The 25,717-nt window shown below is 70.3% G+C and carries 22 protein-coding genes; 6 read left to right on the plus strand and 16 right to left on the minus strand.

Annotated features, from left to right (window positions below; genetic code table 11):
• Positions 1-9: 9 nt before the first annotated feature.
• A complete protein-coding gene (locus ACW14X_RS13145) occupies positions 10-654 on the plus strand; it encodes a hypothetical protein (protein WP_457165861.1) in 645 nt (214 codons plus the stop codon).
• Here the strand turns inward: ACW14X_RS13145 and ACW14X_RS13150 are convergent.
• The gene (locus ACW14X_RS13150) at positions 651-2,840 is read right to left on the minus strand and encodes a HelD family protein (RefSeq protein ID WP_457165862.1); all 2,190 of its coding nucleotides are present in this window, start codon (positions 2,838-2,840) and stop codon (positions 651-653) included. The two genes, ACW14X_RS13145 and ACW14X_RS13150, sit on opposite strands and share 4 nt — an antisense overlap.
• Before the next feature lie 116 nt (positions 2,841-2,956).
• A complete protein-coding gene (locus ACW14X_RS13155; RefSeq protein WP_457165863.1) occupies positions 2,957-3,724 on the minus strand; it encodes an enoyl-CoA hydratase family protein in 768 nt (255 codons plus the stop codon).
• A 31-nt stretch (positions 3,725-3,755) separates the two neighbouring features.
• Here ACW14X_RS13155 and ACW14X_RS13160 point away from each other — a divergent pair, with 31 nt between their 5' ends.
• Positions 3,756-4,325, plus strand: a complete 570-nt coding sequence (locus ACW14X_RS13160; protein WP_457165864.1) for a protein-L-isoaspartate O-methyltransferase family protein — start codon at positions 3,756-3,758, stop codon at positions 4,323-4,325.
• Here ACW14X_RS13160 and ACW14X_RS13165 read toward each other — a convergent pair.
• Entirely contained in the window at positions 4,322-5,458 is a 1,137-nt protein-coding gene (locus ACW14X_RS13165; protein WP_160025854.1) for a YihY/virulence factor BrkB family protein, read from the minus strand. The genes ACW14X_RS13160 and ACW14X_RS13165 overlap by 4 nt on opposite strands.
• Before the next feature lie 96 nt (positions 5,459-5,554).
• On the opposite strand from ACW14X_RS13165, the gene ACW14X_RS13170 reads away from it, so the two are divergent.
• Together ACW14X_RS13170 and ACW14X_RS13175 are read left to right on the plus strand one after the other, a co-directional pair.
• Positions 5,555-6,115, plus strand: coding sequence for an RDD family protein (locus ACW14X_RS13170; protein ID WP_457165865.1), 561 nt, complete (start codon positions 5,555-5,557; stop codon positions 6,113-6,115).
• Between the two features lie 60 nt (positions 6,116-6,175).
• Entirely contained in the window at positions 6,176-6,868 is a 693-nt protein-coding gene (locus ACW14X_RS13175) for an RDD family protein (RefSeq protein ID WP_160025856.1), read from the plus strand.
• Positions 6,869-6,931: 63 nt separating this feature from the next.
• Here ACW14X_RS13175 and ACW14X_RS13180 read toward each other — a convergent pair whose 3' ends face one another.
• Genes ACW14X_RS13180 through ACW14X_RS13210 form a run of 7 tightly spaced genes read right to left on the minus strand, consistent with a single transcriptional unit; the run spans position 6,932 to position 15,835 of the window.
• On the minus strand, positions 6,932-8,116 hold the full coding sequence (locus tag ACW14X_RS13180) for an acyl-CoA dehydrogenase family protein (RefSeq protein WP_457165866.1): 1,185 nt from the start codon (positions 8,114-8,116) through the stop codon (positions 6,932-6,934).
• Positions 8,113-10,002, minus strand: a complete 1,890-nt coding sequence (locus ACW14X_RS13185; protein ID WP_457165867.1) for an ATP-binding protein — start codon at positions 10,000-10,002, stop codon at positions 8,113-8,115. The genes ACW14X_RS13180 and ACW14X_RS13185 overlap by 4 nt, the downstream gene beginning before the upstream one ends.
• 5 nt (positions 10,003-10,007) lie before the next feature.
• Entirely contained in the window at positions 10,008-11,576 is a 1,569-nt protein-coding gene (locus ACW14X_RS13190) for an acyl-CoA carboxylase subunit beta (protein ID WP_457165868.1), read from the minus strand.
• Positions 11,573-12,706 carry an acyl-CoA dehydrogenase family protein gene (locus ACW14X_RS13195; protein WP_457165869.1) on the minus strand — a complete coding sequence of 378 codons (1,134 nt, stop codon included), beginning with the start codon at positions 12,704-12,706 and terminating at the stop codon, positions 11,573-11,575. Before ACW14X_RS13195 ends, ACW14X_RS13190 begins: the two co-directional genes overlap by 4 nt.
• A complete protein-coding gene (locus tag ACW14X_RS13200) occupies positions 12,703-14,436 on the minus strand; it encodes an acyclic terpene utilization AtuA family protein (protein ID WP_457165870.1) in 1,734 nt (577 codons plus the stop codon). Before ACW14X_RS13200 ends, ACW14X_RS13195 begins: the two co-directional genes overlap by 4 nt.
• The gene (locus tag ACW14X_RS13205; protein WP_457165871.1) at positions 14,433-15,239 is read right to left on the minus strand and encodes a TIGR03084 family metal-binding protein; all 807 of its coding nucleotides are present in this window, start codon (positions 15,237-15,239) and stop codon (positions 14,433-14,435) included. Before ACW14X_RS13205 ends, ACW14X_RS13200 begins: the two co-directional genes overlap by 4 nt.
• Entirely contained in the window at positions 15,236-15,835 is a 600-nt protein-coding gene (locus ACW14X_RS13210) for a TetR/AcrR family transcriptional regulator (RefSeq protein WP_350719298.1), read from the minus strand. Before ACW14X_RS13210 ends, ACW14X_RS13205 begins: the two co-directional genes overlap by 4 nt.
• A 114-nt stretch (positions 15,836-15,949) precedes the next feature.
• Between ACW14X_RS13210 and ACW14X_RS13215 the strand changes: the two genes are divergently transcribed.
• The gene (locus ACW14X_RS13215; RefSeq protein WP_160025863.1) at positions 15,950-16,309 is read left to right on the plus strand and encodes a VOC family protein; all 360 of its coding nucleotides are present in this window, start codon (positions 15,950-15,952) and stop codon (positions 16,307-16,309) included.
• A 97-nt stretch (positions 16,310-16,406) separates the two neighbouring features.
• On the opposite strand, the gene ACW14X_RS13220 is transcribed toward ACW14X_RS13215, so the two are convergent.
• From ACW14X_RS13220 to ACW14X_RS13235, 4 genes are read right to left on the minus strand one after another with little or no spacing between them, the layout of a single operon-like run.
• Positions 16,407-19,079 (minus strand): FtsX-like permease family protein, encoded by a 2,673-nt coding sequence (locus ACW14X_RS13220; RefSeq protein ID WP_457165872.1) that lies wholly within the window; start codon positions 19,077-19,079, stop codon positions 16,407-16,409.
• Positions 19,076-19,798: an ABC transporter ATP-binding protein gene (locus ACW14X_RS13225; protein WP_457165873.1), complete on the minus strand. Its 723-nt coding sequence runs from the start codon at positions 19,796-19,798 to the stop codon at positions 19,076-19,078. The genes ACW14X_RS13220 and ACW14X_RS13225 overlap by 4 nt, the downstream gene beginning before the upstream one ends.
• The gene (locus ACW14X_RS13230) at positions 19,791-19,940 is read right to left on the minus strand and encodes a hypothetical protein (protein ID WP_160025866.1); all 150 of its coding nucleotides are present in this window, start codon (positions 19,938-19,940) and stop codon (positions 19,791-19,793) included. The genes ACW14X_RS13225 and ACW14X_RS13230 overlap by 8 nt, the downstream gene beginning before the upstream one ends.
• On the minus strand, positions 19,937-20,497 hold the full coding sequence (locus ACW14X_RS13235; protein WP_160025867.1) for a PadR family transcriptional regulator: 561 nt from the start codon (positions 20,495-20,497) through the stop codon (positions 19,937-19,939). The genes ACW14X_RS13230 and ACW14X_RS13235 overlap by 4 nt, the downstream gene beginning before the upstream one ends.
• A 185-nt stretch (positions 20,498-20,682) precedes the next feature.
• On the opposite strand from ACW14X_RS13235, the gene ACW14X_RS13240 reads away from it, so the two are divergent.
• The gene (locus tag ACW14X_RS13240) at positions 20,683-23,505 is read left to right on the plus strand and encodes a M4 family metallopeptidase (protein ID WP_457165874.1); all 2,823 of its coding nucleotides are present in this window, start codon (positions 20,683-20,685) and stop codon (positions 23,503-23,505) included.
• A 27-nt stretch (positions 23,506-23,532) separates the two neighbouring features.
• On the opposite strand, the gene ACW14X_RS13245 is transcribed toward ACW14X_RS13240, so the two are convergent.
• Together ACW14X_RS13245 and ACW14X_RS13250 are read right to left on the minus strand one after the other, a co-directional pair.
• A complete protein-coding gene (locus ACW14X_RS13245) occupies positions 23,533-24,051 on the minus strand; it encodes an SPFH domain-containing protein (protein WP_457165875.1) in 519 nt (172 codons plus the stop codon).
• Between the two features lie 83 nt (positions 24,052-24,134).
• On the minus strand, positions 24,135-25,562 hold the full coding sequence (locus tag ACW14X_RS13250; protein ID WP_457166065.1) for a DUF4232 domain-containing protein: 1,428 nt from the start codon (positions 25,560-25,562) through the stop codon (positions 24,135-24,137).
• Between the last annotated feature and the right edge of the window lie 155 nt (positions 25,563-25,717).

Here is a 25,717-nt window from a genome sequence, read left to right on the forward strand (position 1 = left end):
GCTGCGTGGGTGGGCGTCAACGAGCTGAGCAACGACGAGTTCGAGCGCCTCTACGGGCCCTGGGCAACGCACACCCCGGCCGACGTGGCCGCGCTCTTCGAGGGCTATCCCGGCACCTGGTGGATCGCGGGCGGATGGGCGATCGAGGCGTTCACCGGCGTACGTCGTGAGCACGAGGACACCGACACCTGTGTACTCCGCAGCGAGCTCGCCGTGCTGCGCAAACATCTGGCGGGGCGCTTCGACGTATGGGCGGCCGGCACCGCTGCGCTGCGTCCGCTACTTCCGGACGACGATCCCGATGGCGACCCGGACGATCTCCTCTGGGAGACCGAGGGTCAGGTCTGGACGCGGCGGAGCGCTCAGGATCCCTGGGAGTACGACCTGCTGCTCAACCCCGGCACCGCCGATGAGTGGGTCTACCGGCGTGAGGAGTCGATCCGGATGCCGATGTCCGAGGCGGTCTGGGAGCGCGACGGGATCCGCTACCTCCAGCCCGAGATCCAGCTCCTCTACAAGGCCCCAGGGCTCCGCTCGAAGGATCGTCTCGACTTCGACAACACCGTGCCGCTGCTCGACGACCGTCGGCGTCGCTGGCTGCGGCGCGCGCTCGAGCAGACCCTTCCAGACCACCCCTGGATCGCCGCCCTTTAGGAGACGGTGGTCAGCAGCTGGGTCGCGCGGGTGAGGACGACGTAGAGCGTGGCGCGGCCGGTGGCCGACTCGCGTTCGATCTCGTCGGGGCCGACCACGACGATGCCGTCGAACTCCAGGCCCTTGGTGTCCAGACCGGTGAGGACGACGATGCGGTCCTCGCCGGAGGGCACCGACGTCGGGTCGGCGGCAGACACTGCAGCCGAAGGAGCGTCGGCCGCGAACTCCGACCAGGACGCGAGCCACGAGTTGACCTCGGAGCGGCGCGCGACCGGGACCACGATGCCGACGGTGCCCCCGACCTGCGACGCGATCTCGGCGACCGCCTCCCGGGTGGCATTCTCCAGGTCGACCGAGTGCTCGATGACCCGCGGCTCGACACCGGTGGAGCGCACCGCGGTCGGCAGGTCGGCGTTGAGCCCGACCCGCTCGGCGTAGGCCGCGGCGAAGTCGTAGATCTCGGCCGAGTTGCGGTAGTTCGTGGACAGGTGGAACGCGTGGACCGGCTTGCCCTCGAGCGCCTTGGCCCGGGCGGCCTCGGCCTCCTCCGCCACCGGCCACGAGGACTGGGCGGGGTCGCCGACGATGGTCCACGAGGCCGTACGTCCTCGGCGACCGACCATCCGCCACTGCATCGGGGTCAGGTCCTGGGCCTCGTCGATGAGGATGTGAGCGAACGGGTCGTCGTCGATCCGATACGTCGGCGGGCGCCAGCCACGACCCGAGGCGAACTCGCGGTCGGAGGCGGTCATCAGCTCGGCGATGTCGATGCCGCTCTGGTCGGCGTCGCGCTCGTCGGCGACCTGCTCGGGGATGTCGCCGATCGCGTAGCGGAGCTCGTCGAGCAGCGGGATGTCCTCGATGGCCAGGTCGGCGTCGGTCAGGCCGCGCCCGGCCCACGACTTGAGGAGCAGCTGCTGCTCGTCGTGCGTCAGGATTCCCTCGGAGACGCGGGCGAGGAACTCCGGCTCGCGGAGCCAGCCGAGCACCTCGCGCGCCTCCAGCGCCGGCCACCAGGCGGCCGCGAACTCGAGGAAGGCGGGGTTGTCGAGCATCTCGTCGTTGAAGACCTCGCGACCACGCTCGCGGCCGCGCTCGCCGCGTACCTGCCGCCAGAGGATGTCGAGAAGCATCTGAGGTACGCGACGCAGCTGCTGGTTGCGCCGGCCCTGGCTCATCAGCTGACGCCGCAGCTCACCGAGCCGCTTGCCGTCCAGCCGCAGCGAGTCGTCGCGGTAGAAGACCTTGAACTCGCGCGGGGAGCCCGGCGCCTGCTGGCGTGAGGCGCGGCGCAGCACCTCGGCCATCCGGACCGAGCCCTTCACGTCGGCGACGGCGGGGTCGTTGTGCCACGTGGCGCGTACGCCGTCCACGACCTCACCCAGGGAGCGCAGCGCCACCGCGGTCTCACCGAGGCTCGGCAGGACGCGTTCGATGTAGCGCATGAAGACGCCCGACGGCCCGACGATGAGCACGCCGCCCGACTCGTAGCGGCGGCGCTCGGTGTAGAGCAGGTAGGCGGCCCGGTGGAGAGCCACCACGGTCTTGCCCACGCCCGGACCGCCAGAGATGGTCGTGACGCCCTTGCCAGGCGCGCGGATCGCCTTGTCCTGCTCGGCCTGGATGGTCGCGACGATGGAGTGCATCGTGCGGTCGCGGGCACGGCTGAGCTGGGCGATCAGCGCGCCCTCGCCGACGATCGGCAGGTCGGCACCGGAGCGCTCCAGCGCCTCGGCGTCGAGCAGCTCGTCCTCGACACCGATCACGCTCTGCCCCTCGGAGCGGAGCACCCGCCGCCGGATCACCGACCGGGGCTCGACCGCCGTGGCCTGGTAGAACACCGCAGCCGCCGGCGCCCGCCAGTCGATCAGCAGCGAGTCACGCTGCGCGTCGCGCAGACCGATCCGGCCGACGTAGCGCGGCTCGGGGTCGACCGACGGGTCGAGGTCGAGGCGACCGAAGACCAGCCCCTCGTGAGCGGCATCGAGCTGCGCGATGCGTCGCGCCGCCTGGAAGGCGAACGCGTCGCGCTCGACCAGACCACCTTCATGGCCCAGGCGCCCACGGTCGCGGCCCTCGGCGGCCAGCTCCTGCGCAGCGCGCGCCGACTCTCCCAGCTGGAGGTAGACACGATCTACGAACCCCTGCTCCTGAGCGATCTCGCGCTCAGCCAGCTTGTCGTTCAACTGGATGTTCCCCCGTCACAAAGATCCACACCCGCCGTGCGCCCCCCATGGCGCACGGCAAGGAGATAACTCTACCCCCGACGTGGTGTTATGCGAGCACGGGTGCCACCAGTCGGCTACCGCTTGCGGGACAGGAACGCGGTCATCGCCTCGCGGGCCTCGTCGGAGCCGAAGAGGCGGGCGGAGAGGGCGGCCATCTCCTCGCCGCCGGCGTCGATGTGCTCGACCAGGCCGCGGACCATGAGGCGCTTGGTCTCGCGCAGTCCCTGGGGGGAGCCCTGCAGCAGGGAGGAGGTGATGGCGGCGACCTCGTCGTCGAGCGAGGCGGCGGGGACGGCGGCGGTCAGGATGCCGATGCGGGCCGCCTCGGCGGCGTCGAACTTGTCGCCGGTGAGGAAGTAGCGGGAGGCGGCGCGGGCGTCGATCCGGGGCAGGATCGAGAGGGAGATCGCGGCGGGGGCCAGGCCGAGCCGGACCTCGGTGAGTGCGAACGAGACGGTGTCGGCGGCGATCGCGATGTCTGCGGCAGCGACGAGCCCGAGACCACCGGCCCGCACCGGTCCCTGGACCTTCGCCACGACGGGCTTGGTGAGGGCGACGATGGTGCGCTGGAGACGTACGATCCCGCGGGTGCCCTCCTCCATCGGCACAGTCGCGGCCTCGGAGAGGTCGGCGCCGGAGCAGAAGACGGTGCCCGTGGCCTGCAGCACGACGGCCTTGACGGAGGTGTCCTTGTCGGCCGCGTGCAGCGCCTCGAACAGCTCGGTGACCAGCTGGCGCGAGAGCGCGTTGCGGTTGGCCGGCGAGTCGAGGGTGATGGTGGCGACACCCTCGGCGACGTCGAGGTGGACGAGCTCAGCGTTGGTTTCAGGCGACTCAGTCATGGGGCAGACCTTACGGTGCTTGACTGGAGGTGTGGACCCGGTCCGCCATGCATTCTCCGCCATCCCCCGGGAGGGCTTTCTCCCGCCCGAGGAGCGCGACTTCGCGGCCTTCGACGAGCCGCTTCCGATCGGCCACGGACAGACCAACTCGCAGCCGCGGACGGTGGCCGACATGCTCCGCCTTCTCGAGGTCGCACCGGGTGACAAGGTGCTCGACGTCGGCTCCGGGTCGGGCTGGACCACCGCGCTGCTCGCCCACCTGACCGGCCCGGAGGGCAGCGTCATCGGGGTCGAGCTGGAGCCCGCGCTGGTCCGGTTCGGGCGCCGGAACCTGGCCGCGACCGACCAGCCGTGGGCCCGCATCGAGAAGGCGAAGCCCGGGGTCCTCGGGTGGCCTCGGCAGGCTGCGTACGATCGCATCCTCGTCTCCGCCGAGGCCGAGGCTCTGCCGCGCGAGCTGATGGACCAGCTCGCCTCGCCCGGGCGGATGGTGGTCCCGGTGGCCGGGCTGATGATGCTGGTGGAGCGGAACGAGACGGGCGTGGCGCGACTGAGCAGCCACGGCTGGTATCGCTTCGTGCCGCTGCGGAGGAAGCCCTAGGAGCTCGTACGCTGCTCCGGCTCGCCCTCGTCGGGATGCGGCACCGCGCGCAGCTGGCCCGGCGGGACCGGGGGTGGTGGCTTGGTCGGCGGCAGCGGCCGGCTGAACTCGTCGTGGCGACGGATCCGCCTCGCGGTCTTGCGGAGCCAGGAGGGGTCCATGACGATCTCGTGGGTGTCGCCGTCGGGGCCGTCGAACGTGACCGCGACCGTCTCGAAGCCCTTGTGACGCTGCATCAGGGCATAGCTCGCGTAGGCGCGGCGGTCGGCCTCGGTCAGCTCGACGTCGTCGGTGAAGAGAGTCAGCAGCGCGCGCGGCCACAGGTGACGGGCGTAGACGACGTTGACCTCGATCGAGAGCACCACCATCAGCGCCGCGATGTAGAGGAAGCCGACGAGACCGAGGACCAGCGCGAAGGTCTGGTTCATGCCACGGGTGGCGGCGAGCACGTGCTGGACGAACTCCGCACCGAAGTACTGCAGCACCTGCCACAGCATCGCGAAGGTGAGCGCTCCGGGGAGAGCGTGGGCGAGGGCGTGGTCGCGCGTGGTGGCCATCCGGAAGACGACGCAGAGCATGCCGGTGACGATCACGACGGTGCCGAGGATCACCAGCCAGTAGCCGATGTCGACCGCCTTGAACCCGAGGAAGTCGGTGCGGCTCAGCACCAGCGACAGCGCGGTCACCGAGAGGATGGCCAGACCCCCGGCGGCGAGCATGAGCAGCGACCGCACCCTCAGCAGGATCGGGTTGGGGCGGCTGTTGCGCGGCACCGACCAGGCTGTGTTGACCGCGTTCTGCAACGAGAGGCCCAGGCCGAGCGCACCGTAGAGGGCGGTGAGACCACCGATGACGATCGCGCTGGACGAGCCGGTGAGCTCCTTGCGGCCGAGCTGGTCACCGATGATCGGGAACTGCGCCAGCGCCGTGTCGAGCACCGCCTCCTGCAGGCCCGGATTGCCCTCCAGCACGAAGCCGAGGATCGAGGAGGCCAGCAGCAGGATCGGGAAGACGGCCACGAAGGCGTAGTAGGTGATGATCGCGGCGAGGTTGTTGCCCTGGTCGTCCCAGAACTTGTACAGGACGGCCAGCGGGAACGCGACCGGCGGAAACCGGCGCTGAGCCCGATCCATTGCCGTCGCCGCTCCAGCCATAAGGGTCAGGCTAACCCCTGTATGACCCGATAGATTGAACGTCGGTCAGGTCAGCAGGCCAGCACACTCGAGGAGATGACCCACCAGATGTCGAACTTCGGCCCGCCGCCCGGGCCACCGCCAGGCGCACCGCAGGGCCCCACTCATGGACCGGGCGAGCAGCCCCAGGCCCCGCCGTGGGCACAGCAGTCGTACGTCCCCGCCGGCCCGCCGCTGGCGACCTGGGGTCGCCGCGCCGGCGGTGCGCTGATCGACGCGGCGCTGCTGGTGCCGTTCTATCTGGTCGCCGGCGTCGGAGGCGGGTTGTCGCAGGAGTCCGGCTTCTTCGTCACCATCTTCGGCCTGCTGGTCACCCTGGTCGGCTGGCTGGGGTTCATCGGCTTCGCCGTCTGGAACCACGTCCTCAAGCAGGGCCGCACCGGCCACACCATCGGCAAGAGCGTCGTCGGGATCAAGCTGGTCCGCACCGGGTCACAGGCGACGACCGGCGTCCCGATGGCGCTGGGGCGGCAGCTGCTCCACGTCCTCGACGCGTTCTGCTTCATCGGCTACCTGTGGCCGCTGTGGGACGACAAGCGGCAGACCTTCGCCGACAAGATCGTCAGCACGCTGGTCGTGGTGGAGCCTCGGTCATAGCCACAGCGGGCTCAGGCGTGTGCGCTGACAATTGCGTAGAGATGTGGCCATACTCGGCGCATGTCTAACTACGGCCCGCCTCCTGGCGCCCCGCAGGACCCCTCCGGCCAGCCCCTGCCGCCGACTCCGCCGCCCGCACCGGCCTACGGTCAGCCCAGCGCTCCGCCGCCTCCGCCCGCGCCGGGCTACGGCGCCGCTCCGGCCGCACCCGGCTACGGCGCCGCCCCGGCCGGGTACGGCTATGGGGCCCCGACCCCGCCGTACGCCTCTTGGGGCGCACGCGCGGGTGCCTTCATCATCGACGGACTCGTCGGCGCGGTGGCCATGATCCCGTTCTGGATCGGCTATGGCCTGCTCATCGGCGGCGCCGCCGCGGGCGGTGTCTCGGAGTACGACCCGAACACCGGCATGTACACATCCGCCGGCGAGCCCAACGGGGCCCTCATGGCCATCGGCGGGCTGCTCATGTTCATCGGCTTCCTCGTGTCCCTTGCCTTCCTGTTCTGGAACTACGGCCTGAAGCAGGGCAAGACGGGCTACACGATCGGCAAGGGCGTCCTCGGCATCAAGGTCGTCAAGGAGGCCGACGGTCAGGTCCTCGGCACCTGGTTCTCGATCGGGCGCTTCTTCGTCCACTACCTCGACCAGCTCGCCTGCTACATCGGCTACCTGTGGCCGCTGTGGGACGACAAGCGTCAGACCTTCGCCGACAAGATCCTCAGCACGATCGTGATCATCGAGCCGAAGAAGTAGAGACAGACGTACGCATCAGGGCCGGTCGCTCACGCGACCGGCCCTGTACTCATTTCGCCGTGATCAGTAGGACTTCGGGAGCCCCAGGGTGTGCATGGCGATGTAGTTGAGGATCATCTCCCGGCTGACCGGGGCGATCCGGCCCAGCCGGGCGGCGACGAGCTGGTTGGCCAGGCCGTACTCGACCGTCAGGCCGTTGCCACCGTGGGTGTGGACCGCGGCATCGGTGGCGTTGCAGGCGACCTCGCCGGCGGCGTACTTGGCCATGTTGGCGTACTCCCCGGCACCGGCGTCGTCGCCGGCGTCGTAGAGCGCGGCGGCCTTCTGCCACAGCAGGCGGGCCTGCTCCAGCTCGATCTTGACCTTCGCGAGCGGGTGCGCGATGCCCTGGTGGGAGCCGATCGGGGCGTCCTTCCAGACCGACCTCGAACCGGCGTACTCGACCGCCTTGGCGAGCGCGTAGCGCGCCATCCCGCAGGAGAGGGCGGCGCCCATGATCCGCTCGGGGTTGAGGCCCGCGAAGAGCTGCCAGATGCCGCCGTCCTCGTCGCCGACGAGCGCGTCGGCGGGGAGACGCACGTCGTCGATGAAGAGGGTGAACTGCTTCTCCGGCGCCTCCCAGGCCATCGGGATGACCTGCTTGGTGAAGCCCTCGGAGTCGGTCGGGACCACGAAGAGGGCGGGCTTGAGCTTGCCGGTCTTGGCGTCCTCCGTCCGCGCGACGATGAGGACCGAGTGGGCCTCGTCGACACCGGAGATGAAGGTCTTCTGACCGTTGAGCACCCAGCTGTCGCCGTCGCGCTTCGCCGTCGTCGTGATCTTGTGGGAGTTCGAGCCGGCGTCGGCCTCGGTGATCCCGAAGGCCATCAGATGCGAGCCGTCGGCGATCGCCGGCAGCCAGCGCTTCTTCTGCTCGTCGGTGCCGCAGCGGCCGATGATGCTGCCGCAGATCGCTGGGCTGACGACCATCATCAGCAGCGGAGCGCCGGCGGTCGCAGCCTCCTCGAGCACGGCGGCCAGGTCGCTCATGCCACCGCCACCACCGCCGTACTCCTCGGCGATGTTCACGCCGAGGAACCCGTTGCGGCCCATCTCGAGCCACATCTCGGTCATCTTGCCGCCCTCGCGGGCCTGCTTGGCGACGAAGTCGTGACCGTACTTGCCGGCCAGCTTCGCCACCGCTTCCCGCAGCGCGATCCGCTCCTCGGGCTCGCCGAACGGATTGGGCACAGTTGCAGTGGTGGTCATGCTGTCTCCTCTACGACGGCCAGCACCTCACCGGCGGCGACCTGAGTTCCTGGTTTGACGTTGATCTGAGCGAGTACGCCGTCGGTGGGCGCGGTCACCGTGTGCTGCATCTTCATCGCCTCCAGAACCAGCAGCGGCTGGCCCTCGGTGACGTCACTGCCGGTCTCGGCGAGCACGCTGATGACCGATCCCGGCATCGGCGCCAGCAGGCTTCCGGGCTGGGTCTGGGTCGCGGGGTCGGTGAACCTCGGACGCTTCCGCAGCGCGGTGTGGCCGAACGAGGAGTCGACGTCGATCCGGTCCCCGACGACGGCGATCTCGTACGCCGTCCGCAGGCCGTCCCGCTCCAGCACAACCCGGCTCTGACCTGCATCGATGACCTCGAAGCCGTCGATGCGATAGCCATCACGGGTGCCGTACCACTCCACGACGAGGCCATCCTCGGAGTCATCCTCGAAGACCGTCCGCTGCGGCTGGCTCGTGACGTTGCGCCAGGCGACCGGGAGCCCCGGGCGGCGGGTCGCCTCGGCCAACGCGACCGCTGCCGCGACCGCGGCACCGGGGTCCTCCGCGCGTGGAAGGAATTTTTCTTCCGCGAGAAGAGAGGTGCTGACCTCACCGGACCGGAACGCCTCCGACCCGAGGATCCCGATCAGCTGCTCCCGGTTGGTCACCAGGCCATGGATCTTGGCCGTACGCAGCACCCCGACGAGCCGCCGGATCGCCGCATCACGCGTCGGGGCGTGGACGATCACCTTCGCCAGCATCGCGTCGTAGAAGGTGCTGACCTCCGAGCCCGACGTGTAGCCGGCATCGACGCGCGCATCCCCGGGGAACTCGAGCGTCGTCAGGGTCCCCGACTGCGGCTGATAGTCCGCTGCCGGATCCTCGGCGTAGAGCCGTACCTCCACCGCATGCCCAGTCACATCGGTGGTCGAGCTTGTCGAGACCCCCGAAACTCCCTCGGCCACCGCGATCTGCAGCTCCACCAGATCCACCCCATGAACCAGCTCGGTCACCGGGTGCTCGACCTGCAGGCGCGTGTTCATCTCCAGGAACCAGAACCGCTCCGAGGCGGCGTCGTAGAGGAACTCGACGGTCCCGGCGCCGCGGTAGTCGATCGCCGCGGCGGCGTTCCGGGCGGCCTCGTGGAGCGCCGACCGGACGGTGTCCGGGAGCATCGGAGCCGGCGACTCCTCGACGACCTTCTGGTGGCGACGCTGCACCGAGCAGTCGCGCTCACCGAAGACCGCCACATTGCCGGACCCGTCGCCGACGACCTGGACCTCGACGTGGCGGCCGGCCTCGACGTACGGCTCCACGAAGACGGTCCCGTCCCCGAAGGCGGACGCGGCCTCGGCCTCGGCCTTGGCGATCTCGGCGCCGAGAGCGTCGAGCGAGCGGACGATCCGCATCCCGCGGCCGCCCCCGCCGGCGGAGGCCTTGACCAGCAGCGGCAGGTCGGACTCGACCGGCGAGGCCGGCGCCTCCAGCACCGGGACCCCGGCGGCGGCCATGATCTTCTTGGCCTCGATCTTGGAGCCCATCTGCTCGATCGACTCGGGCGCGGGCCCGATCCAGACCAGACCGGCCGCCTCGACGGCGCGGGCGAAGTCGGCGTTCTCCGACAGGAACCCGTAGCCCGGGTGGATCGCGTCGGCGCCGGCCACCTTGGCCGCCTCGATGACGAGGTCGGCGCGGAGATAGGTCTCGGCCGGGGCGTTGCCCGGGAGGCGTACGGCATGATCCGCCTCCGCCACGAACGGCAGGTCCGCGTCGGCGTCGGAGTGCACCGCCACGGTCTCGATGCCGAGCTTGCGGGCGGTGCGGAAGACGCGCGAGGCGATCTCGGCGCGATTGGCGACGAGGATTCGACTGATGGTCATGGCACTCACATCCTGAAGACGCCGAAGTTCATGGCGCCCTCGATCGGTCGGGTGGCGATGGCAGAGAGGCAGAGGCCGAGGACGGTGCGGGTGTCGCGCGGGTCGATGACCCCGTCGTCGTAGCCGAGGCCGGAGAGGAACATCGGCAGCGACTGCTCCTCGACCATCCCCTCGACCATCTCCTTGACGCCCTTGAACCCGTCGGCGTCGAAGACCTCGCCCTTCTTCTCGGCCGACTCGCGGGCGACGATCTCCATCACCCCGGCGAGCTGGGCCGGCCCCATGACCGCGGACTTGGCAGAGGGCCACGTGAACAGGAAGCGGGGGTCGTACGCACGGCCGTTCATGCCGTAGTTGCCCGCGCCGTAGCTCGCACCCATGATCACGGTCAGGTGCGGGACGGTGGAGTTGGAGACCGCGTTGATCATCAGGGCGCCGTGCTTGATGATGCCGCCCTGCTCGTACTCCGTGCCGACCATGTATCCGGTCGTGTTGTGCAGGAACAGCAGCGGGGTGTCCTTCTGGTTGGCGAGCTGGATGAACTGCGCCGCCTTCTGGGCCTCTTCCGACATCAGGACGCCGCGGGCGTTGGCGAGGATGCCGATCTCGTAGCCGTGCAGCCGCGCCCAGCCGACGCAGAGGCTCGATCCGTAGAGCGGCTTGAACTCGTCGAAGGCCACCTCGTTGTCGGGGCCGGTCCCGTCCACGATCCGCAGGATCGCCTCGCGCGGGTCGAAGGGCTCCTTGAGGTCGGTCGGGATCAGGTCGAGCAGGCCGTCGGGGTCGAGCTCGGGCTCGTAGCTCGCCTTCGGCTCGGGACCGCGCTTGCGCCAGTTGAGCCGGGCCACGACGCGTCGCGCCTGCCGGATGGCGTCGTGCTCGTCGACCGCGAGGAAGTCGGAGGAGCCGGAGATGCGCGAGTGCATCTCGGCACCGCCCAGCGACTCGTCGTCGGTGTCCTCGCCGGTGGCCATCTTCACCAGCGGCGGGCCGGCCAGGAAGACCTTCGCGCCCTCCTTGACCATGATCACGTAGTCGCTCATGCCCGGGACGTACGCACCCCCGGCCGTGGAGTTGCCGAAGACCACCGAGATGGTCGGCTGCTTGCGGGCGGAGGCACGTGTCAGGTCGCGGAACCCCTTGCCGCCGGGGATGAAGATGTCCTTCTGGGTCGGCAGGTCGGCACCGCCGGACTCGGTCAGGTTGATCGTCGGGAGACCGTTCTTCTCCGCGATCTCCGCAGCCCGGAAGGAGCGCTTGAGGGAGTAGGGGTTGAGCGCCCCGCCCTTCACCGTTGGGTCGTTGGCGACGATCATGCACTCGACGCCCTCGACCACACCGATGCCGGTGATGATCGAGCCACCGACCGGGAAGTCGCTGCCCCAGCCGATCAGCGGCTGGGTCTCCAGGAACGGGCTGCCCTCGTCCAGCAGCAGCTCGATCCGCTCGCGGGCGAGCAGCTTGCCGCGCGCCTTGTGGCGGGCGACGTACTTCTCGCCGCCGCCGGCCGCCGCCTTCGCGTGCTCGGCGTCCAGGGCCTCGATCTTCTCGAGGAGGGCTTCTCTGTTGCTCATCGGTCCAGTCCCAACAGCTTGGCGGCCAGGTCCGTCATCACTTCGGTGGCTCCTCCTCCGATCGGCAGGATCCGGGCGTCGCGGTAGTGCCGCTCGACCTCGGTCCCGTGCATGTATCCCGTCCCGCCGTGAAGCTGGACGGCCTGGTCGACGACCCAGGTGCAGGCCTCGACCGCTGTCTGCTTGGCCAGCGCCGCCTCGGCGATCGTGGCCTGGGTGGACCCTTCGCGGTCGTAGCGCGCGACCACGGCGTGGGTGTAGGCCTTGGCCACCTCGACCTGCCGGTGCATCTCGACCAGCTTGTGACGTACGACCTGACGCTTGATCAGGGGCTCACCGAAGGTCTCGCGCTGGCGGCAGAAGTCGGCGGTGAGCGCCAGGCAGCGGGCGGCGGTGCCGTAGCCCTGCACGGCCAGCGCGATCCGCTCGGTCACGAACGCCTCGGCGATGTAGATGAACCCGGCGTTCTCGTCGCCGACGAGGTTGGCGGCGGGGACGCGTACATCCTCGAAGGCGAGCTCCGCGGTGTCGGAGCAGTGCCAGCCCATCTTGGCCAGCTTGCGGGTGACCGTGAAGCCGGGGGTGTCCTTGTCGATCACGAGCAGGCTGATGCCGCCGGCGCCCTTCCCGCCCGTGCGGACGGCAGTGGTGACGAAGTCGGCGCGTACGCCGCTGGTGATGAACGTCTTGGCGCCGTTGACCACGAACTCGTCGCCGTCGCGGACCGCGGTGGTGCGCAGGTGGGAGACGTCGGAGCCGCCGTCGGGCTCGGTGATCGCGAGGCTGCCGATCTTCTCACCGGCCAGGGTGGGCTTCACGTAGGTCTCGATGAGGTGGGGCGAGCCGTGCTTGGCGATGTGCGGCAGCGCGATCCCGTGGGTGAACAGGCCCGCGAGCAGGCCGGACGAGGCGCCCTCGGACATCATCCCCTCGGTCACCGCGACCGTGTCGGCCAGTCCGCCGCCCTCGCCGCCGGCCTCCTCCGGGAACCCGATCCCGAGCAGGCCCTGCTTGGCGGCCGCCTTGTGGACCTCTCGCGGGATCTCCTGGTTGTCCTCCCAGACCTGCAGGTCGGGGAAGACCTCACGGCGGGCGAACTCGGCGCCCAGCTCGAAAAGGTCGTTGCTCACTGATGTCCTTCCCGGACGAAGTCGGTCGGCATGTCGACAAATCGGCTCCGCGCCCACTCGCCCAGCCCCTTGGCCTGCGGGTCGAACCGCGTCGAGGCGGCCACGCCCTCCCCGAGCAGGTCGTGGATGACGATGTTCACGCCGCGCAGGTGCGGCAGCGGGGTGATGTCGATGGCGAGCTCTTCGGCCTCGGGGATCAGCTTCCGCACCCACTCCGGGTTCACGGTGTCCAGCAGCCACTCGACCGCCGCGTCCGGCTTCCCTTGCGGAACCCAGAGCCCGAGGTTGGCATCGCCACCCTTGTCCCCGGACCGCGCATAGACCAGCTCCCCCAGCGCCCGCCGAGACGTCGCCCCGGTCGGCCGAGGCGTCGCTCGCGTCGGCCGAGTGGTCACCTCGGCCGACGCGCGTGACGTCTCGGCCGACGTACGTGACGCCTCGGCGTAGGCCAAGGGGGCCGGGACCTCGTAGGTCGAACCGTCGGGAAGGTGGACGGTCTCCGGGGCGCGGTCGCGCCGGACGTACGCAGCCTTGTAGATCCCGAACGGAGACGGCCGTCCCGGGGGCGCGGTGACGTGGAAGCCCGGGTAGGAGGCGAGCGCCAGCTCGATCGCCGGAGCCGTCAACGCCCGTCCGACGGCGTCGGCGTCCGCCGCCCGCGCGGAGAGCCGCAGGATGCAGGCGGCTCCCTCTTCGGTCGGCGAGTCAGGGGCCGGGACGCGGTAGGTCGACCAGGTGTAGTCCGGCCCGATCGGCAGCTCGGCGTCGAGCTGGTCACGCAGCCAGGCGGCCTTGGCGTCGATGTCAGGTCCGGTGAGCACGAACTCGGCCGAGTTTCGGTAGCCCCCGAGGGAGTTGACCGCGACCTTGAGGGTCGCCGGCGGCGGGGTGCCGGTCACGCCCGTGATCGCGACCCGGTCGATCCCAACCTCCTCCAGACGGATCGAGGTCAGGTCGGTCGTCACGTCGGGACCGAGGTAGAGCGGGCCCTGGATCTCGTAGAGCAGCTGCGCGGTGACCGTGTCGACCGTGACCGTACCGCCGGTCTCGTCCTGCTTGGTGATGATCGAGGAGCCGTCGACCGCGATCTCGGCGACCGGGAAACCCAACGGACGCGCCCGAGCCTGCGGCGACATGGTCAGGAACCCGGAGAAGTTGCCGCCGGTGGCCTGGGTGCCGCACTCGATCACGTGCCCGGCGACCACGGCGCCGGCGAGCTCGTCGTAGGAGTCGCGCTTCCAGCCGTGGTGGGCGATCGCCGGCCCGACGACAACGCTCGCATCGGTGACCCGACCGGTGACGACGATGTCGGCGCCGGCGTCGAGCGCATGCGCGATCCCGAAGGCACCGAGATAGGCGTTGGCGGTCAGCGCGTCAGGATGGGAGTCGAGCCGCCCCCGGAGATCGTCTCCGTCGACGTAAGCCACCTTGGCAGAAGTCCCCAGCGCCTCGATGGCGGCAGCCAGACCGGCGGGGTTGAGACCGCCGGCGTTGGAGACGATCTTGACCTCACGCTGCAGGGCGAGGTCGATGCTGTCCGCGACCTGCCGCAGGAAGGTCTTGGCATAGCCCGTCGACGGGTCCTTGAGGGTGTCCTTGCCCAGGATGAGCATGGTGAGCTCGGCGAGATAGTCGCCGGTGAGCACGTCGAGCCGACCGCCCTCGAGCATGTCGCGCATCGCCGAGAACCGGTCGCCGTAGAAGCCGGAGCAGTTGCCGATCGTGATCATCGCGCGTCCCCTTCCGGGGCCCGTCCGGAGCCGGCAGGGCCGGCGAACGCCTGGGCGATGCTCAGCCACTTCTCGGCGTCGTCCCCGGTGGCCTCCAGCGCCGTGTCGTCGCGGTGGATGCGCTGGGTGACAAGACGTGCGAAGTCGTACGCCGGGCCTCGGACGCTCTGCGCCGCGTCCTCGGGCCCCCACTCCCAGACCTCACCGGACGGCGCGGTCAGCTCGATCCGGAACGGGGAGGCCGGCGGGGTCAGGCCGTGCACCCCGTAGGAGAAGTCACGGGTGCGGGTGCCGAGGTGGCAGACGTGTTTGATGCGGTCGCTGGGCTCGTAGGCGAGACCGAGCGCCTCACGCACGTCCAGCCCGTGGGCCCAGGTCTCCATGAACCGCGCGGTCGCCATCGAGGCCGGTGACATCGGCGGCCCGAACCAGGGCAGCTTCTGCCCGTTCGGGACGTTCGCGAGCGCACCGGCGAGCTCGCCGCGTACGCCGTCCCAGTGCTCCAACAGGTCCGTCGCCGGCATCGTGGCCAGTGCCAGCGCAGCCTCGTCGACGTACCCCTCGGGATTCTTGAGCGCCTCGGTGACCAGCTCGTCCCACGCGGTCGCGTCACCCGCGACCCACTCGGTCGCGGCGAGCGCGGCCTCGTCGGTCCAGGCCAGGTGGGCGATCTGGGCGGCGACGTCCCAGCCCGCGGCCGGCGTCGGTTCGCGCCAGCCCGCCTCACTCAGCCCCGCCACCACCTGGCGCAGCTCGAACCCCTCCATGGATAGGTCCTCGAGAAGTTCATCCAGCAGACTCATCGCAGCTCTCTTTCCAGAACCTCGGCCCAGTGATCGAGGATCCGCTCGCGTCGGGCGGCGTCGTCGGTAATCGTGTCAGCCAGACCCAGGCCGCGGACCAGATCCAGCGTGGCCTGCACGAGCTCGCGCACGCCGGGTTTCCTCTCGTCCACGTCGAGCAGCTCGACCGTGGCCCGGTGAAGCTCGCGGCCGATGCGCTGCTCGAGCGGACCCACCGCGGCAGCCAGCTGCTCGTCGGTGCGGGCCGCCACCCACAGCTCCAGGGCCGCGGCGAAGACCGGGGAGGTGACCTGCTCGGCGAGCATGGCGAGCACCTGCCGCGTACGCTGCCCGCCCTCCGGAAGCGCCCGGGCAGCCTCCTTGAGTGCCTCACCTCGGGCCTCGGTGATGTGCTCGACCGCCGCCACGACCAGGTCGTTCTTGGCCGGGAAGTGGTGCAGCTGGGCCCCACGGGAGACCCCGGCGCGCTGGGAGACGAGCGTGGTCGAGGTGCCGGCGAAGCCACGCTCGACCAGCAGCTCGACGGTCGCGTCGAGGAGACGCGCCCTCATCGCGCGGGTGCGCTGCTCCTGAGGGATACGGGTGGCCTGGCTCACAGAGAGGCACTCTGCCGCGCCAGAAACAAACAGTCAACCCTGACTTTATTTTTCTGAGACGACGTCACCACAGGCGGAAGCAGAACGTCCGGAACCGCTCGTAACGTCGACCGCATGGCTATCGCACGCAACCCTCAGTGGGTCATCGACTGTCCCGACACGGCGGCCCTTTCCACCTTCTACGCACAGCTCCTCGGCTGGGAGTCCAAGGTCGACGACGACGGCGGCTGGGCCAGCGCCTGGGGCGACGGCGGATCGCTGGACTTCCAGCGCGTCGACAACTACCAGGCTCCGAAGTGGCCAGGCCAGGACGTACCTCAGCAGACGCATCTCGACGTCACCGTCGACGACCTCGACGAGGCCGAGGCAGCGACCCTCGCCCTCGGCGCCACCAAGCACGAGGTCCAGCCCGGCGAGTCCTTCCGCGTCTTCCTCGACCCCGCCGGCCACCCCTTCTGCCTCTGCAAGGCCTGACGCCGAGAAGTCACCTGCGCCGGCCGAGAAGTCACGTACGCGGATCGAGTCGGCACCAACATGCCAACTCGATCCGCGGGAGTGACGCCTCGGCGGGCTATTCGACCCGGGCCACCATCGGCAGGCGCCCACGGGTGGTGACCGCGACGATGAGCGCGATCAGCAGGGGAAGCCCGACGACCACGATGCCGACGAGGTCCCACGGGATCTCGAGGTAGTGCGCGGCGACGCTGTCGCGCTCCGGCCAGCCCTCGGTGGTGATCGGATAGCTGATCGCGATCCCGGGAACGAACCCGATCAGCGCGCCCGGGACCGCCCCGATGAGCGTCACGACCAAGGCGTACGAGGCAGCGACCCCGCGTCGCGTACGCGTCCTGGCTCCGACCGCCGACAGAGTCGCCAGGTCGGGACGGGCGTCGTTGAGCGCCAGATGGGTCGCGGTCAGCGCACCACCGATCATCAGCACGGCCCCCAGGGTGACCAGGAGCAGCCAGACGATCACGGCGGTGTCCGTCTCCTGGTAACCACGCTCGATCAGGATCGTCGTGGGGAACTGCCCGGCGGCCAAGGCCTCGTCGAGGTCCGTCTCGGCAGCGGTGCTGAGCCCGGCGTTCTCGACGTAGAGGCCCAGGACCCGCGGTTCGACACCGAGCTTCTTCACCATCGCCGGCGTCACGACCGCGTACGCGGGCGCTGCCCGCTCGCCGACGTCGAGGTAGGTCGCCGGCACGTCGACGGTGACCGCGTCGCGATCCTTCTGCTCCTCCTCGGACCACTCCTTGACCACCAGGCGCGCGGACGTCGAGGACCGAAGCTCGTCATCGGTGGTGAACACCACCGCACCCGAGGACCTCAGGGTCTCCGCGGCAGCGGCGGCATCGCGCTCGGAGAGCGACCGGGCCACGGCGGGTGGAAGGGAGCCGTCGGCGCCGGCGACGACGAGGTCGCCGAACTCACCGATGGTGGTGTCGAGCGGGATCGCCTCACCGTCACCGGTCTCGACGGCGACGTACCGTCCGTCGGCCTCCGATGTCGCGCCGGTGGTGAGTGCCACCGTCGCTCCCGGGATGGCCTTCTCGACCTGCGCGGCGATGTTCTCCCACCGCGCCTTCGTCTCGTCCGGGTCGACGTCGCTCTCGGTGGCGCTGTGTCGCGGATGCACCACGGCGTCGCCGATCGTGATGGAGGGCAGGTAGCTCTCCTGGTTCTGCTCCTGGTCGCTGCTGAACGCGATCCCGAGCGTGACCACACCGACCACCGTCACCGCGATCGCACCGGCAGCCGGCACCGTCCGGGTGCGGTGCCGATCGGCGTCGCGGGTCGCGAACCGGATCACCAGCGGCATCCGAGCGCTGAACCGCGCGGCCGCGGACACGAGAGCGGGGAGGATGAACAGCACGCCGGCGACACAGAGCAGTACGCCGAGAGCGATCGGGATCCCGCTGAGCGCGTTCCGGGTGCCGAACGCCGCCGATCCGACTCCGGCGGCCACCAGCACGAGGCCGATGATCGGCGAGCGCCGCGAAGGCAGGGTCTCGGACCGCCGCCCGGACAGTACGCCGACGACGTTCTGTCGCGAGGCGATCCAGGCCGGCACGATCGCCGCGCAGATCGCGGCCGCGAAGCCGATCACGGCGACCGCGAGGACCTGCAGCCACGGCACCTCGAACGGGCCGAACCAGGCCGAGACCTGATCCTGGGCGAGCGGCTGGAGCAGCCGCGCCAGCCCGACGCCGAGGGCAGCGCCGACGACCGCCGCCACCGCACCGATGACGATCGCCATCCCGAGCAGGACGCGCCGAGACTGTCGAGCGGTCCCTCCCGAGGCCGCGATCAGAGCCAGGTCGCGCGCCTGGCGCCGGGCCGCGACCGCGAACGCCGGCCCGGCCAGCAGGACCACCTCGAGGACGACCATGACCACGATGAGGACGAGGACCACGAGCTCGGACGGATCCGGAGCGCCCATGGGCGGGCGGATCTCCTTGTCGGCCGCACGAGCCGCCGCCGGCGGGTCCATGACGACCGAACGCGAGAGCACGAAGGCACCCGCAGCGTTCAGGTCCTCGATGTCGGACCAGGTCACCGGTCCGCCGCCGACCAGCCAGGTCGAACGGTCGCTGGTGTAGTCCACCGGAAGGTCCACTCCGGCGATGAAGGGGTCGTTGCGTACGGTCGCCGACTCGACGATCCCGACGACCTTGCGCGTCTCATCGAGGTCGCCGTTCGGGATCAGCAGCTCCTCCCCGACGCCCGGCCCCCGGAACGCGAGGTTGGAGTTGACCACGACCTCGTCCGGTCCCTGCGGGAGACGGCCCTCGGTCAGCCGGGTCAGCCCGGCGGCGAGCGGGTCGTTCAGATCGGTCTCCAGGCCGCTGGCCCAGGTGACTCCCTTGTCCGTGCGTACGTCGAAGGTCCGGTCCTCGGCCACGAGCAGGGGGCGGTCCCCGATGACGGCCCTCACCCCGGCCGCGTCGAGCGGGTCGGCGCCGGACTCGTCGAGCCATTCGGAGGCGTTGTCGGGGTCGATGCCCTGCCGCACGACGGCGGAGCCCTGGACGTCGATGCTCGCCGCGGCCTCGGTGCCGAGCCGGCGGTCGAGGCCCTCCACGGTGTCGACGTCATAGGTCTGGTACGTCACCGCGACCGCGGTCACGCCCGCCACCGGCAACGCGATCATCAAGATGACCAGCAGGCTGCGCCACTTCGCCCGCCGTGCCTCCCGTTGCCCGAGCCGAAGCGCGAGCCGCCAGCCGGCAAGACTCCCGCTCATGCCTCGACCTCGTCCACGAGTGCCAGGTTCGGCGTCTCGCCGGCCTCGTCGACGACGAGCCCGTCGCGGACGTAGATCACCCGGTCGGCCCAGCTGGCGTACCGCGGCTCGTGGGTCACGAGCACACCGGCCGCGCCCGCGTCGCAGCGTGCCCGGATCAGCTTGAGGATGTCCTCGCCGGTCTCGGTGTCGAGGGCGCCGGTCGGCTCGTCGGCCAGGATCAGGCGACGCTCGCCGACGATCGCACGGGCGATCGCGATCCGCTGTCGCTGCCCACCGGACATCTCGTCGGGGAACCGGTCGGCGAACCCGTCGAGCCCGACCTCCTCGAGCGCCGTCCTCGCCGCGGTCTGTGCCGAGCGCCGTCCGGCGCCGTCGAGCTCGAGCGGCAGCGCGACGTTCTCAGCGGCGGTCAGGGCCGGGATCAGGTTGAAGTCCTGGAAGACATAGCCGATCGACGTACGCCGCAGCTTGGCGCGCCCGCTGACCCCGGCCTCACCGAGATCCTGGCCGTCGACCTCGACGGAGCCCGAGGTCGGCGAGTCGAGACCGCCGGCGATGGTCAGCAGCGACGACTTCCCGGAGCCGCTCGGCCCCATGATGGCGACCAGCTCACCGGCGTACGCAGCGAGGCTGACGCCACGCAGGGCGTGCACCTCGGCGGCGCCGGTGCCGTGGACGCGGCTCACGTCGGTGAGCCGGAGGACGGGTTCACTCATCGGTGGACTCCTTGGTCGAGGTGTTGCCCGGCTTGGCGGGCGTGGCGTGGACGCGGCGGCTGAGCCGCTCGCGGGCGTCGGCGAGCCAGCGATCGCTGTCGTGGCTGAGTCGGCGCAGGTCGTGGGCGAGGGCGGCGTTCATCGCGCCCCTCCTTCGGTGGACTCGGCGGGCTCCGGAGCGGTGCTCGTGGAGGCCGCCCGGCGGAGCCGGGACTCGCAGTGGTCGAGCCAGCGGATCTCGGCCTCGGCCGCGAAGATCAGGCGATCGAGGACCAGCCCGCCGGCGAGGTCGTCACCGGCTCCGGATCGCGACTGGCGGCGGTATCCCTGCAGCGCCTGCATCGTCGCGTTGCGCTGCTGCTGGACGACCTTGCCGACGTCCACGCTCGGCACGGCGACGGCCACCGCGAGCTTGATCGCGAGCTCGTCGCGCTGCGGCTGCGTACGCTCCACCGGGGTGTCGAACCACCCCTTCACCTCGACCTTGCCGGCCTCGGTGAGCTGGTAGAGGGACCGTCCCTCCGCGTCGGTCCCTCCAGCCTCGACGAGGCCGTCACGCTCCAGTCGCGACAGGGTCGTATAGACCTGCCCGACGTTCAGCGGCCAGCTCGCGCCGGTGCGCTGCTCGAACTCGGCGCGCAGCTCGTAGCCGTAGCGCGGCTTCTCCAGCAGCGCCAGCAGTGCGTGTTTCACGGACACTCGATCACCTCCCTTGGTTACTTACTGAGTATGTATATACCGAGTATGCATCGCTTCGCAAGGCGCCGAATTGAGGGCGACGGCACCCACGGCTGCCTGGGAGACTTCTCCCCGCTGGTTCGGGCCGGCGGTCCTGTCGGCCCGTGAACCTCCTCCGGGCCGCTCCCACTCCCGAAGGAGTCGAAGTGTCACCTCGTAGACGCGTCGTCGCCCTGACTGCGACCGCACTTGCCCTCGGCGGGCTCAGCGTGCTTCCGATGACGCCGCCCGCCTCCGCCGAACCCGACCCGGTCGCGACCTACAAGGACCGCGCCGGCGTCCCTCTCACCATCCATCGCACCGCCGATGGCACCGCCGACTTCATCGGCTCCACGACCGAGGCCGTCGACCCGCTGGGCGTCACCGTCAAGCCCGCCAAGGCGGCCGAGGCCCACCTCGACCGCGCCGCTGAGGCGCTCGGCGCCGAGAAGACGGACCTACGCCCGACGTCGACCAGCAAGGCCGTCGGTGGTGGGTCGGTGACCAGGTACGAGCAGTACGTCGACGGCCTCCCGGTCCTCGGCGGCGAGGTGGTCATCGGCCTGGACAAGGACCGCGGCCTCACCTCCGCGGCCACCAACCTCTCCGACGCCACCGTCGCCGAGGTCGCCCAGCCGGACGAGTCCATGCGCGCGAAGGCCAAGGCAGCGGCCAAGACCGTCGTCGCCAAGTCCAACCACGGGGCCACCGGCCTCACGGTGAGCGACGAGGGCACCTGGCTCTACGACCACGACCTGGTCCGCGGACCGGAGATCGGCGAGACCAGCGTCTTCCGGTTCTCGGTGACCAACGGCTCCACCATCCGCGAGACCGTGCTCGCTCACGCCGGCACCGGCCGCGTACTCATGCACATCAACGAGATCGCCCACGCCAACCGCCGCATCTGCGACAACGCCAACGTCCGCGCCGCGGCGACCGGCTGCGCCGAGACGAGCCTCACGGTCAAGCGACGCGAGGGCGATGCGCCCTCCGGGTTGGCCGACGTCGACAAGGCGTACGACATGCTCGGCGCGACCTCCGAGCTCTACGCCTCCCTCGGGCTGGACCTGACCGACGAGATCGGCTGGTCCGATGGCGTCAACCCGAAGGCGGTCACCGCCACGACCCGCTACTGCGAGCCGATAGAGCCGGGCTACACGCCACCGTGCCCGATGGACAACGCGTTCTGGAACGGTCAGCAGATCTTCCTCGGCCAGGGCCTGGTCGTCGACGACATCGTCGGTCACGAGCTGACCCACGGCGTGATCGAGAAGAGCTCGAACCTCTTCTACTGGTACGAGTCCGGTGCCATCAACGAGTCGATGGCCGACATCATGGGCGAGATCGTCGACCACCGCTACGCCACTCCCGGCGACTCCCCGACCGACTGGCGCGTCGGCGAGGACTCCTCGTTCGGCGCGATCCGCGACCTCGCCAACCCGACGGTGCACGACCAGCCCGACCGGATGACCAGCTCGCTGTGGGAGGCCGACGACCTCAGCTACTACGCCGATGGCGGCGGGGTGCACACCAACAGCGGCGTCGGCAACAAGACGGCGTACCTGATCTCGCAGGGTGGCACCTTCAACGGCCGCACCATCACCGGTCTCGACGTCGGCGACCCGACCCTGGAGAAGACCGCGGCGCTCTACCTCTACACGATCCAGCACCTCGTCTCCGGAAGCCAGTACGTCGACCTGCGCCGTACGCTGGCCAACGGCTGTTCCGCGCTGGTGGCCGCCGGCACCGCCGGCTTCACCCTGGACGACTGTGCCCAGGTCAACCTCGCCACTGCCGCGACCGAGCTCGACAAGTCGCCCACCAAGGCCGGTGCGACCCGGCCAGCGGAGGCACCGAACACCTGTCCGGCGGGGAGCACCGGCAAGGCGGGAATGGCGACTCCGTCGCTCAGTCGCGGCGTCCTGTGGAACCAGGCGCCCGACGCCGCGCAGGGCATCCCGGCCAACGACCGTGACGGCAACGGCTCCGACTTCGGATGGAACCCCGACCCGGAGGCGTACGGCGACCCGACGTCCAGCGGTCTGACGACGGCCGCGATCAACGTCCCCTCCGGTAAGCGGACCTATCTGCGGTTCAGCCACTGGTACCTCTTCGACTGGGATCCCGACGGCGACCCTGCCAACCCCGCGCCGAAGTACTTCGACGGCGGCGAGGCACGGCTCCTGATCAACGGCGTCGCGACCGCGATCCCGTCCACGGCCTGGGTGAACGGCCCGAAGCAGAAGCTGTTGCTCAACAATCCCAGGAGTCCACTGACCGGCTTCGGTGGTGACTCCAACGGGTGGATGAGCTCCCGCGTCGACCTATCCGCGTTCGCCGGCAAGTCCGTCCAGTTCCAGTGGGTCGTACGCGGCGACAGCAGGTACTCGGCTATCGGCTGGTTCGTCGACGGGCTCGAGCTCTACACCTGCAACCCGCTGACCGTCGCGAGCACGGCGCCGCCGGTGATCAGCGGCACCGCGCGGGTCGGCTACACGCTGACCGCAACGAAGGGCTCCTGGAGCCCGACCGCCACGACGGTGAAGTACCAGTGGCTGCGCAACGGGGTCGCCATCTCGGGCGCCACGGCCTCGACGTACAAGCTCACCGGCTCCGACCACACCAAGGAGATCCGGGTCCGGGTGACGGCGTACTCCTCGTCGTGGCCCGCCGCCAACCCAGGAGTCCGGGCGAGCGCTGCGACCGCGAGGATCGCGGCCGGCTATCTCACCGCGGTCACACCGACCATCGGTGGCACCCGCAGGGTCGGCTATCTGCTCACCGCCTACCCCGGCGCCTGGAAGCCCTCGGGGATCACGTTCAGCTACCAGTGGCTGCGCAACGGTGTCGCGATCTCGGGCGCCACCGGGAAGACGTACCGCCTGCGGTCCGTCGACCGTGGTGATCGCATCCGCGTCCGGGTGACCGGCCGCAAGGCGGGCTACTACACCAAGACGGCCACCTCGGCGGCCACCAGCACCATCCGCTGACCCAGGTCCGATCCGACGACGGCGCGCTCAGCCGTCGTCGGATCGGCCCGGATGCAGCAGCAGGTCGACCTCGTCGATGACCACATCGGTCACGACCCCGGCGGCGAGACCGTCGATCCGGAGGCCTTCGATGGCGGCCACGAGTCCGTCGCGATCATCGGTCAGCCGCGACGCGGGCCGAGCGCGGACCGCGTCGGCGACCCGGCGTTCCAGCGCCGTGTGCAGGACGGCCCGCGGGTCGATGTACGCCGCACCGACCCGAGGCGGGTCGACCTCGACGGCGAAGGTGGCGAGGACGCGTACGTCCTGGCCGTCGCCCGTCCGGGTCCGGACCACGATCGCGATCTCGATCTGACCCGTCGGCCACTCGAGCACCTCATGGAAGCCGGGGATCGCCAGCGTCATCGAGTCGGATGCGATCCGGACGATCCGCCGGTGCCTGGTCACCACCAGACACTCACCACGGCGGGCCCGGCGCAACAACGACGCCACCACGAGGCCGACCGCGATCGCCGCGATCACCAGAACCGTCGCCATCTCCCCCATGACACCGAGTCTTCTCGGCCCACGCGCCGTTCCGAATGGGCTCTGCCACCCATTCGCCCCTGCTGCCTACGTCGCTGTGTACGTCAGTCGGCGGCCTGCGCCCAAGGGCTGATCCTCACCTCGGCCCCGTCGAGGATGTCGAGATCGCTCGGCCCGTCGATCACCGCGACTCCGAGCGTGATCGGCGTGGCGCCGGGCAGCGCAGTCACGAGCAGCTCGGTCGTGACGTCCGGGTCGTTCGCGGTGGACATCGCCTGCCAGTCGATCACCGCCATCACCGACTGGGACGGAGGGACGACGACGCGCTCGGGCACCATCGACGGTTCGTAGGGCTTGGCCGTCACCTCGGTCTGCCGCGCACCGGCAACGTTCAGGAACTCGATAGTGGGTACGCCCTCGATCGCGCAGGCGTGACGGCCGAGGTTACGGGCCCGGAGCCACGCCTGCCGCGATCCCAGCGCCGCGTCCTGGCCACCGAAGGTGACCTCGAGATCCGCTGGCCGACACGACGGCGCCCCCGGGTCGGCAGGCCAGGGCGCGGCATCGCCGAACGGAGGCATCGTCGTCGGCGCCGGGGTCTTCCCACCGACCCAGCCCTCGACCTTGCCGCCGCGCGTCCCCTCGACCGCGTACGCCAGCGGCTGTCCCGACCGCACGGGATAGCCGTCGTAGGCGGCGAGCCACCGGCTGACGTCGTCGAGCAACCGGTCGCCCTCGGCAGCCTCGACCAGGACGATCAGCGGTTCATACGGGGCGGCCAGCTGGGCCGAGGTCACCGACGGCTGCTGGGAGGCATCCACCACGAGCCTCACCGCCGCCGGTTCGGGCACCTCGTTCGACCTGTACCACGCCTTGCCGCCGTGGAGATCCACCGGGCGCTGCCGGCCGTGCGCGACCGTGGCGAGCTCGACCAGCCGGTCCAGCGGCGCCTCCACGTCGGCCTGGGCAGGACGGCCCGTCTGAGGGTCGGCGACGGTCGACGACACCGACGTCGCCCCGGCCTCGCGAAGCGCGACGGCATCGGCGAGCGCGTCACCGATGCCGTCACCGCGGTCCAGACCATGCTCGCCCACCGTGACCCGGATCTGGCTCATCGTGAACGAGACGCTGGTCCGGTCGGGCTCCGCGTCGGGCGCAAGGCGGGTGATCTCGGGGCGCACCACCCGGAGCAGCTCCTGGCTCGCCGCGGCAGCCTCGGCTCCGGTCAGATCGTCCTCCAGGGACACCTGGACGCTGATCGAGTGCTCCACGCGGTCGGCCTCCCCGAAGTCCTCCCCCGGGATGCGCCTGGACTCGTCGACGGCCAGCACCTCGCGTACGCCGCGGACGGACTGCCACTCGTCGGAGAGATCGAGAAACCTCGACATCCCCTCCGGCGTCGTCGTCCCGGCTGCTGACACACGGGGTCGGACCCAGAGCATCGCGACCGCGCAGCCGGCCACGGCCAGCAGAACCAGCCCGACGGCCACGATCCCCACCCGGAGCTCGCGCCTCCGTGTGCTGTCCGGCATCGCCACGTACGTCCTCCTCGACCTCTGCGGAAGGCAAAGAGTCGCACAGGCCCGGCCGGGTCAGCCCGGCAAATAGCGAACCGGCACGGTTCCTTCACAGGATCCGTGCCGGTCCACCACATGTCCGCCGGGTCAGGCTCGTCAGGCGGGGCTGG

It is taken from the genome of Nocardioides sp. YJ-D4 (genome assembly GCF_054031495.1).

Coding starts and splice junctions, on each gene's coding strand:
- ACW14X_RS13205 (WP_457165871.1), bottom strand. CDS start 15,239: ATGAGTCTGCTGGATGAACTTCTCGAGGACCTATCCATGGAGGGGTTC.
- ACW14X_RS13155 (WP_457165863.1), bottom strand. CDS start 3,724: ATGACTGAGTCGCCTGAAACCAACGCTGAGCTCGTCCACCTCGACGTC.
- ACW14X_RS13185 (WP_457165867.1), bottom strand. CDS start 10,002: ATGACCATCAGTCGAATCCTCGTCGCCAATCGCGCCGAGATCGCCTCG.
- ACW14X_RS13200 (WP_457165870.1), bottom strand. CDS start 14,436: ATGATCACGATCGGCAACTGCTCCGGCTTCTACGGCGACCGGTTCTCG.
- ACW14X_RS13190 (WP_457165868.1), bottom strand. CDS start 11,576: ATGAGCAACAGAGAAGCCCTCCTCGAGAAGATCGAGGCCCTGGACGCC.
- ACW14X_RS13175 (WP_160025856.1), top strand. CDS start 6,176: ATGTCTAACTACGGCCCGCCTCCTGGCGCCCCGCAGGACCCCTCCGGC.
- ACW14X_RS13250 (WP_457166065.1), bottom strand. CDS start 25,562: ATGCCGGACAGCACACGGAGGCGCGAGCTCCGGGTGGGGATCGTGGCC.
- ACW14X_RS13165 (WP_160025854.1), bottom strand. CDS start 5,458: ATGGATCGGGCTCAGCGCCGGTTTCCGCCGGTCGCGTTCCCGCTGGCC.
- ACW14X_RS13180 (WP_457165866.1), bottom strand. CDS start 8,116: ATGACCACCACTGCAACTGTGCCCAATCCGTTCGGCGAGCCCGAGGAG.
- ACW14X_RS13245 (WP_457165875.1), bottom strand. CDS start 24,051: ATGGGGGAGATGGCGACGGTTCTGGTGATCGCGGCGATCGCGGTCGGC.
- ACW14X_RS13170 (WP_457165865.1), top strand. CDS start 5,555: ATGACCCACCAGATGTCGAACTTCGGCCCGCCGCCCGGGCCACCGCCA.
- ACW14X_RS13220 (WP_457165872.1), bottom strand. CDS start 19,079: ATGAGCGGGAGTCTTGCCGGCTGGCGGCTCGCGCTTCGGCTCGGGCAA.
- ACW14X_RS13230 (WP_160025866.1), bottom strand. CDS start 19,940: ATGAACGCCGCCCTCGCCCACGACCTGCGCCGACTCAGCCACGACAGC.
- ACW14X_RS13215 (WP_160025863.1), top strand. CDS start 15,950: ATGGCTATCGCACGCAACCCTCAGTGGGTCATCGACTGTCCCGACACG.
- ACW14X_RS13225 (WP_457165873.1), bottom strand. CDS start 19,798: ATGAGTGAACCCGTCCTCCGGCTCACCGACGTGAGCCGCGTCCACGGC.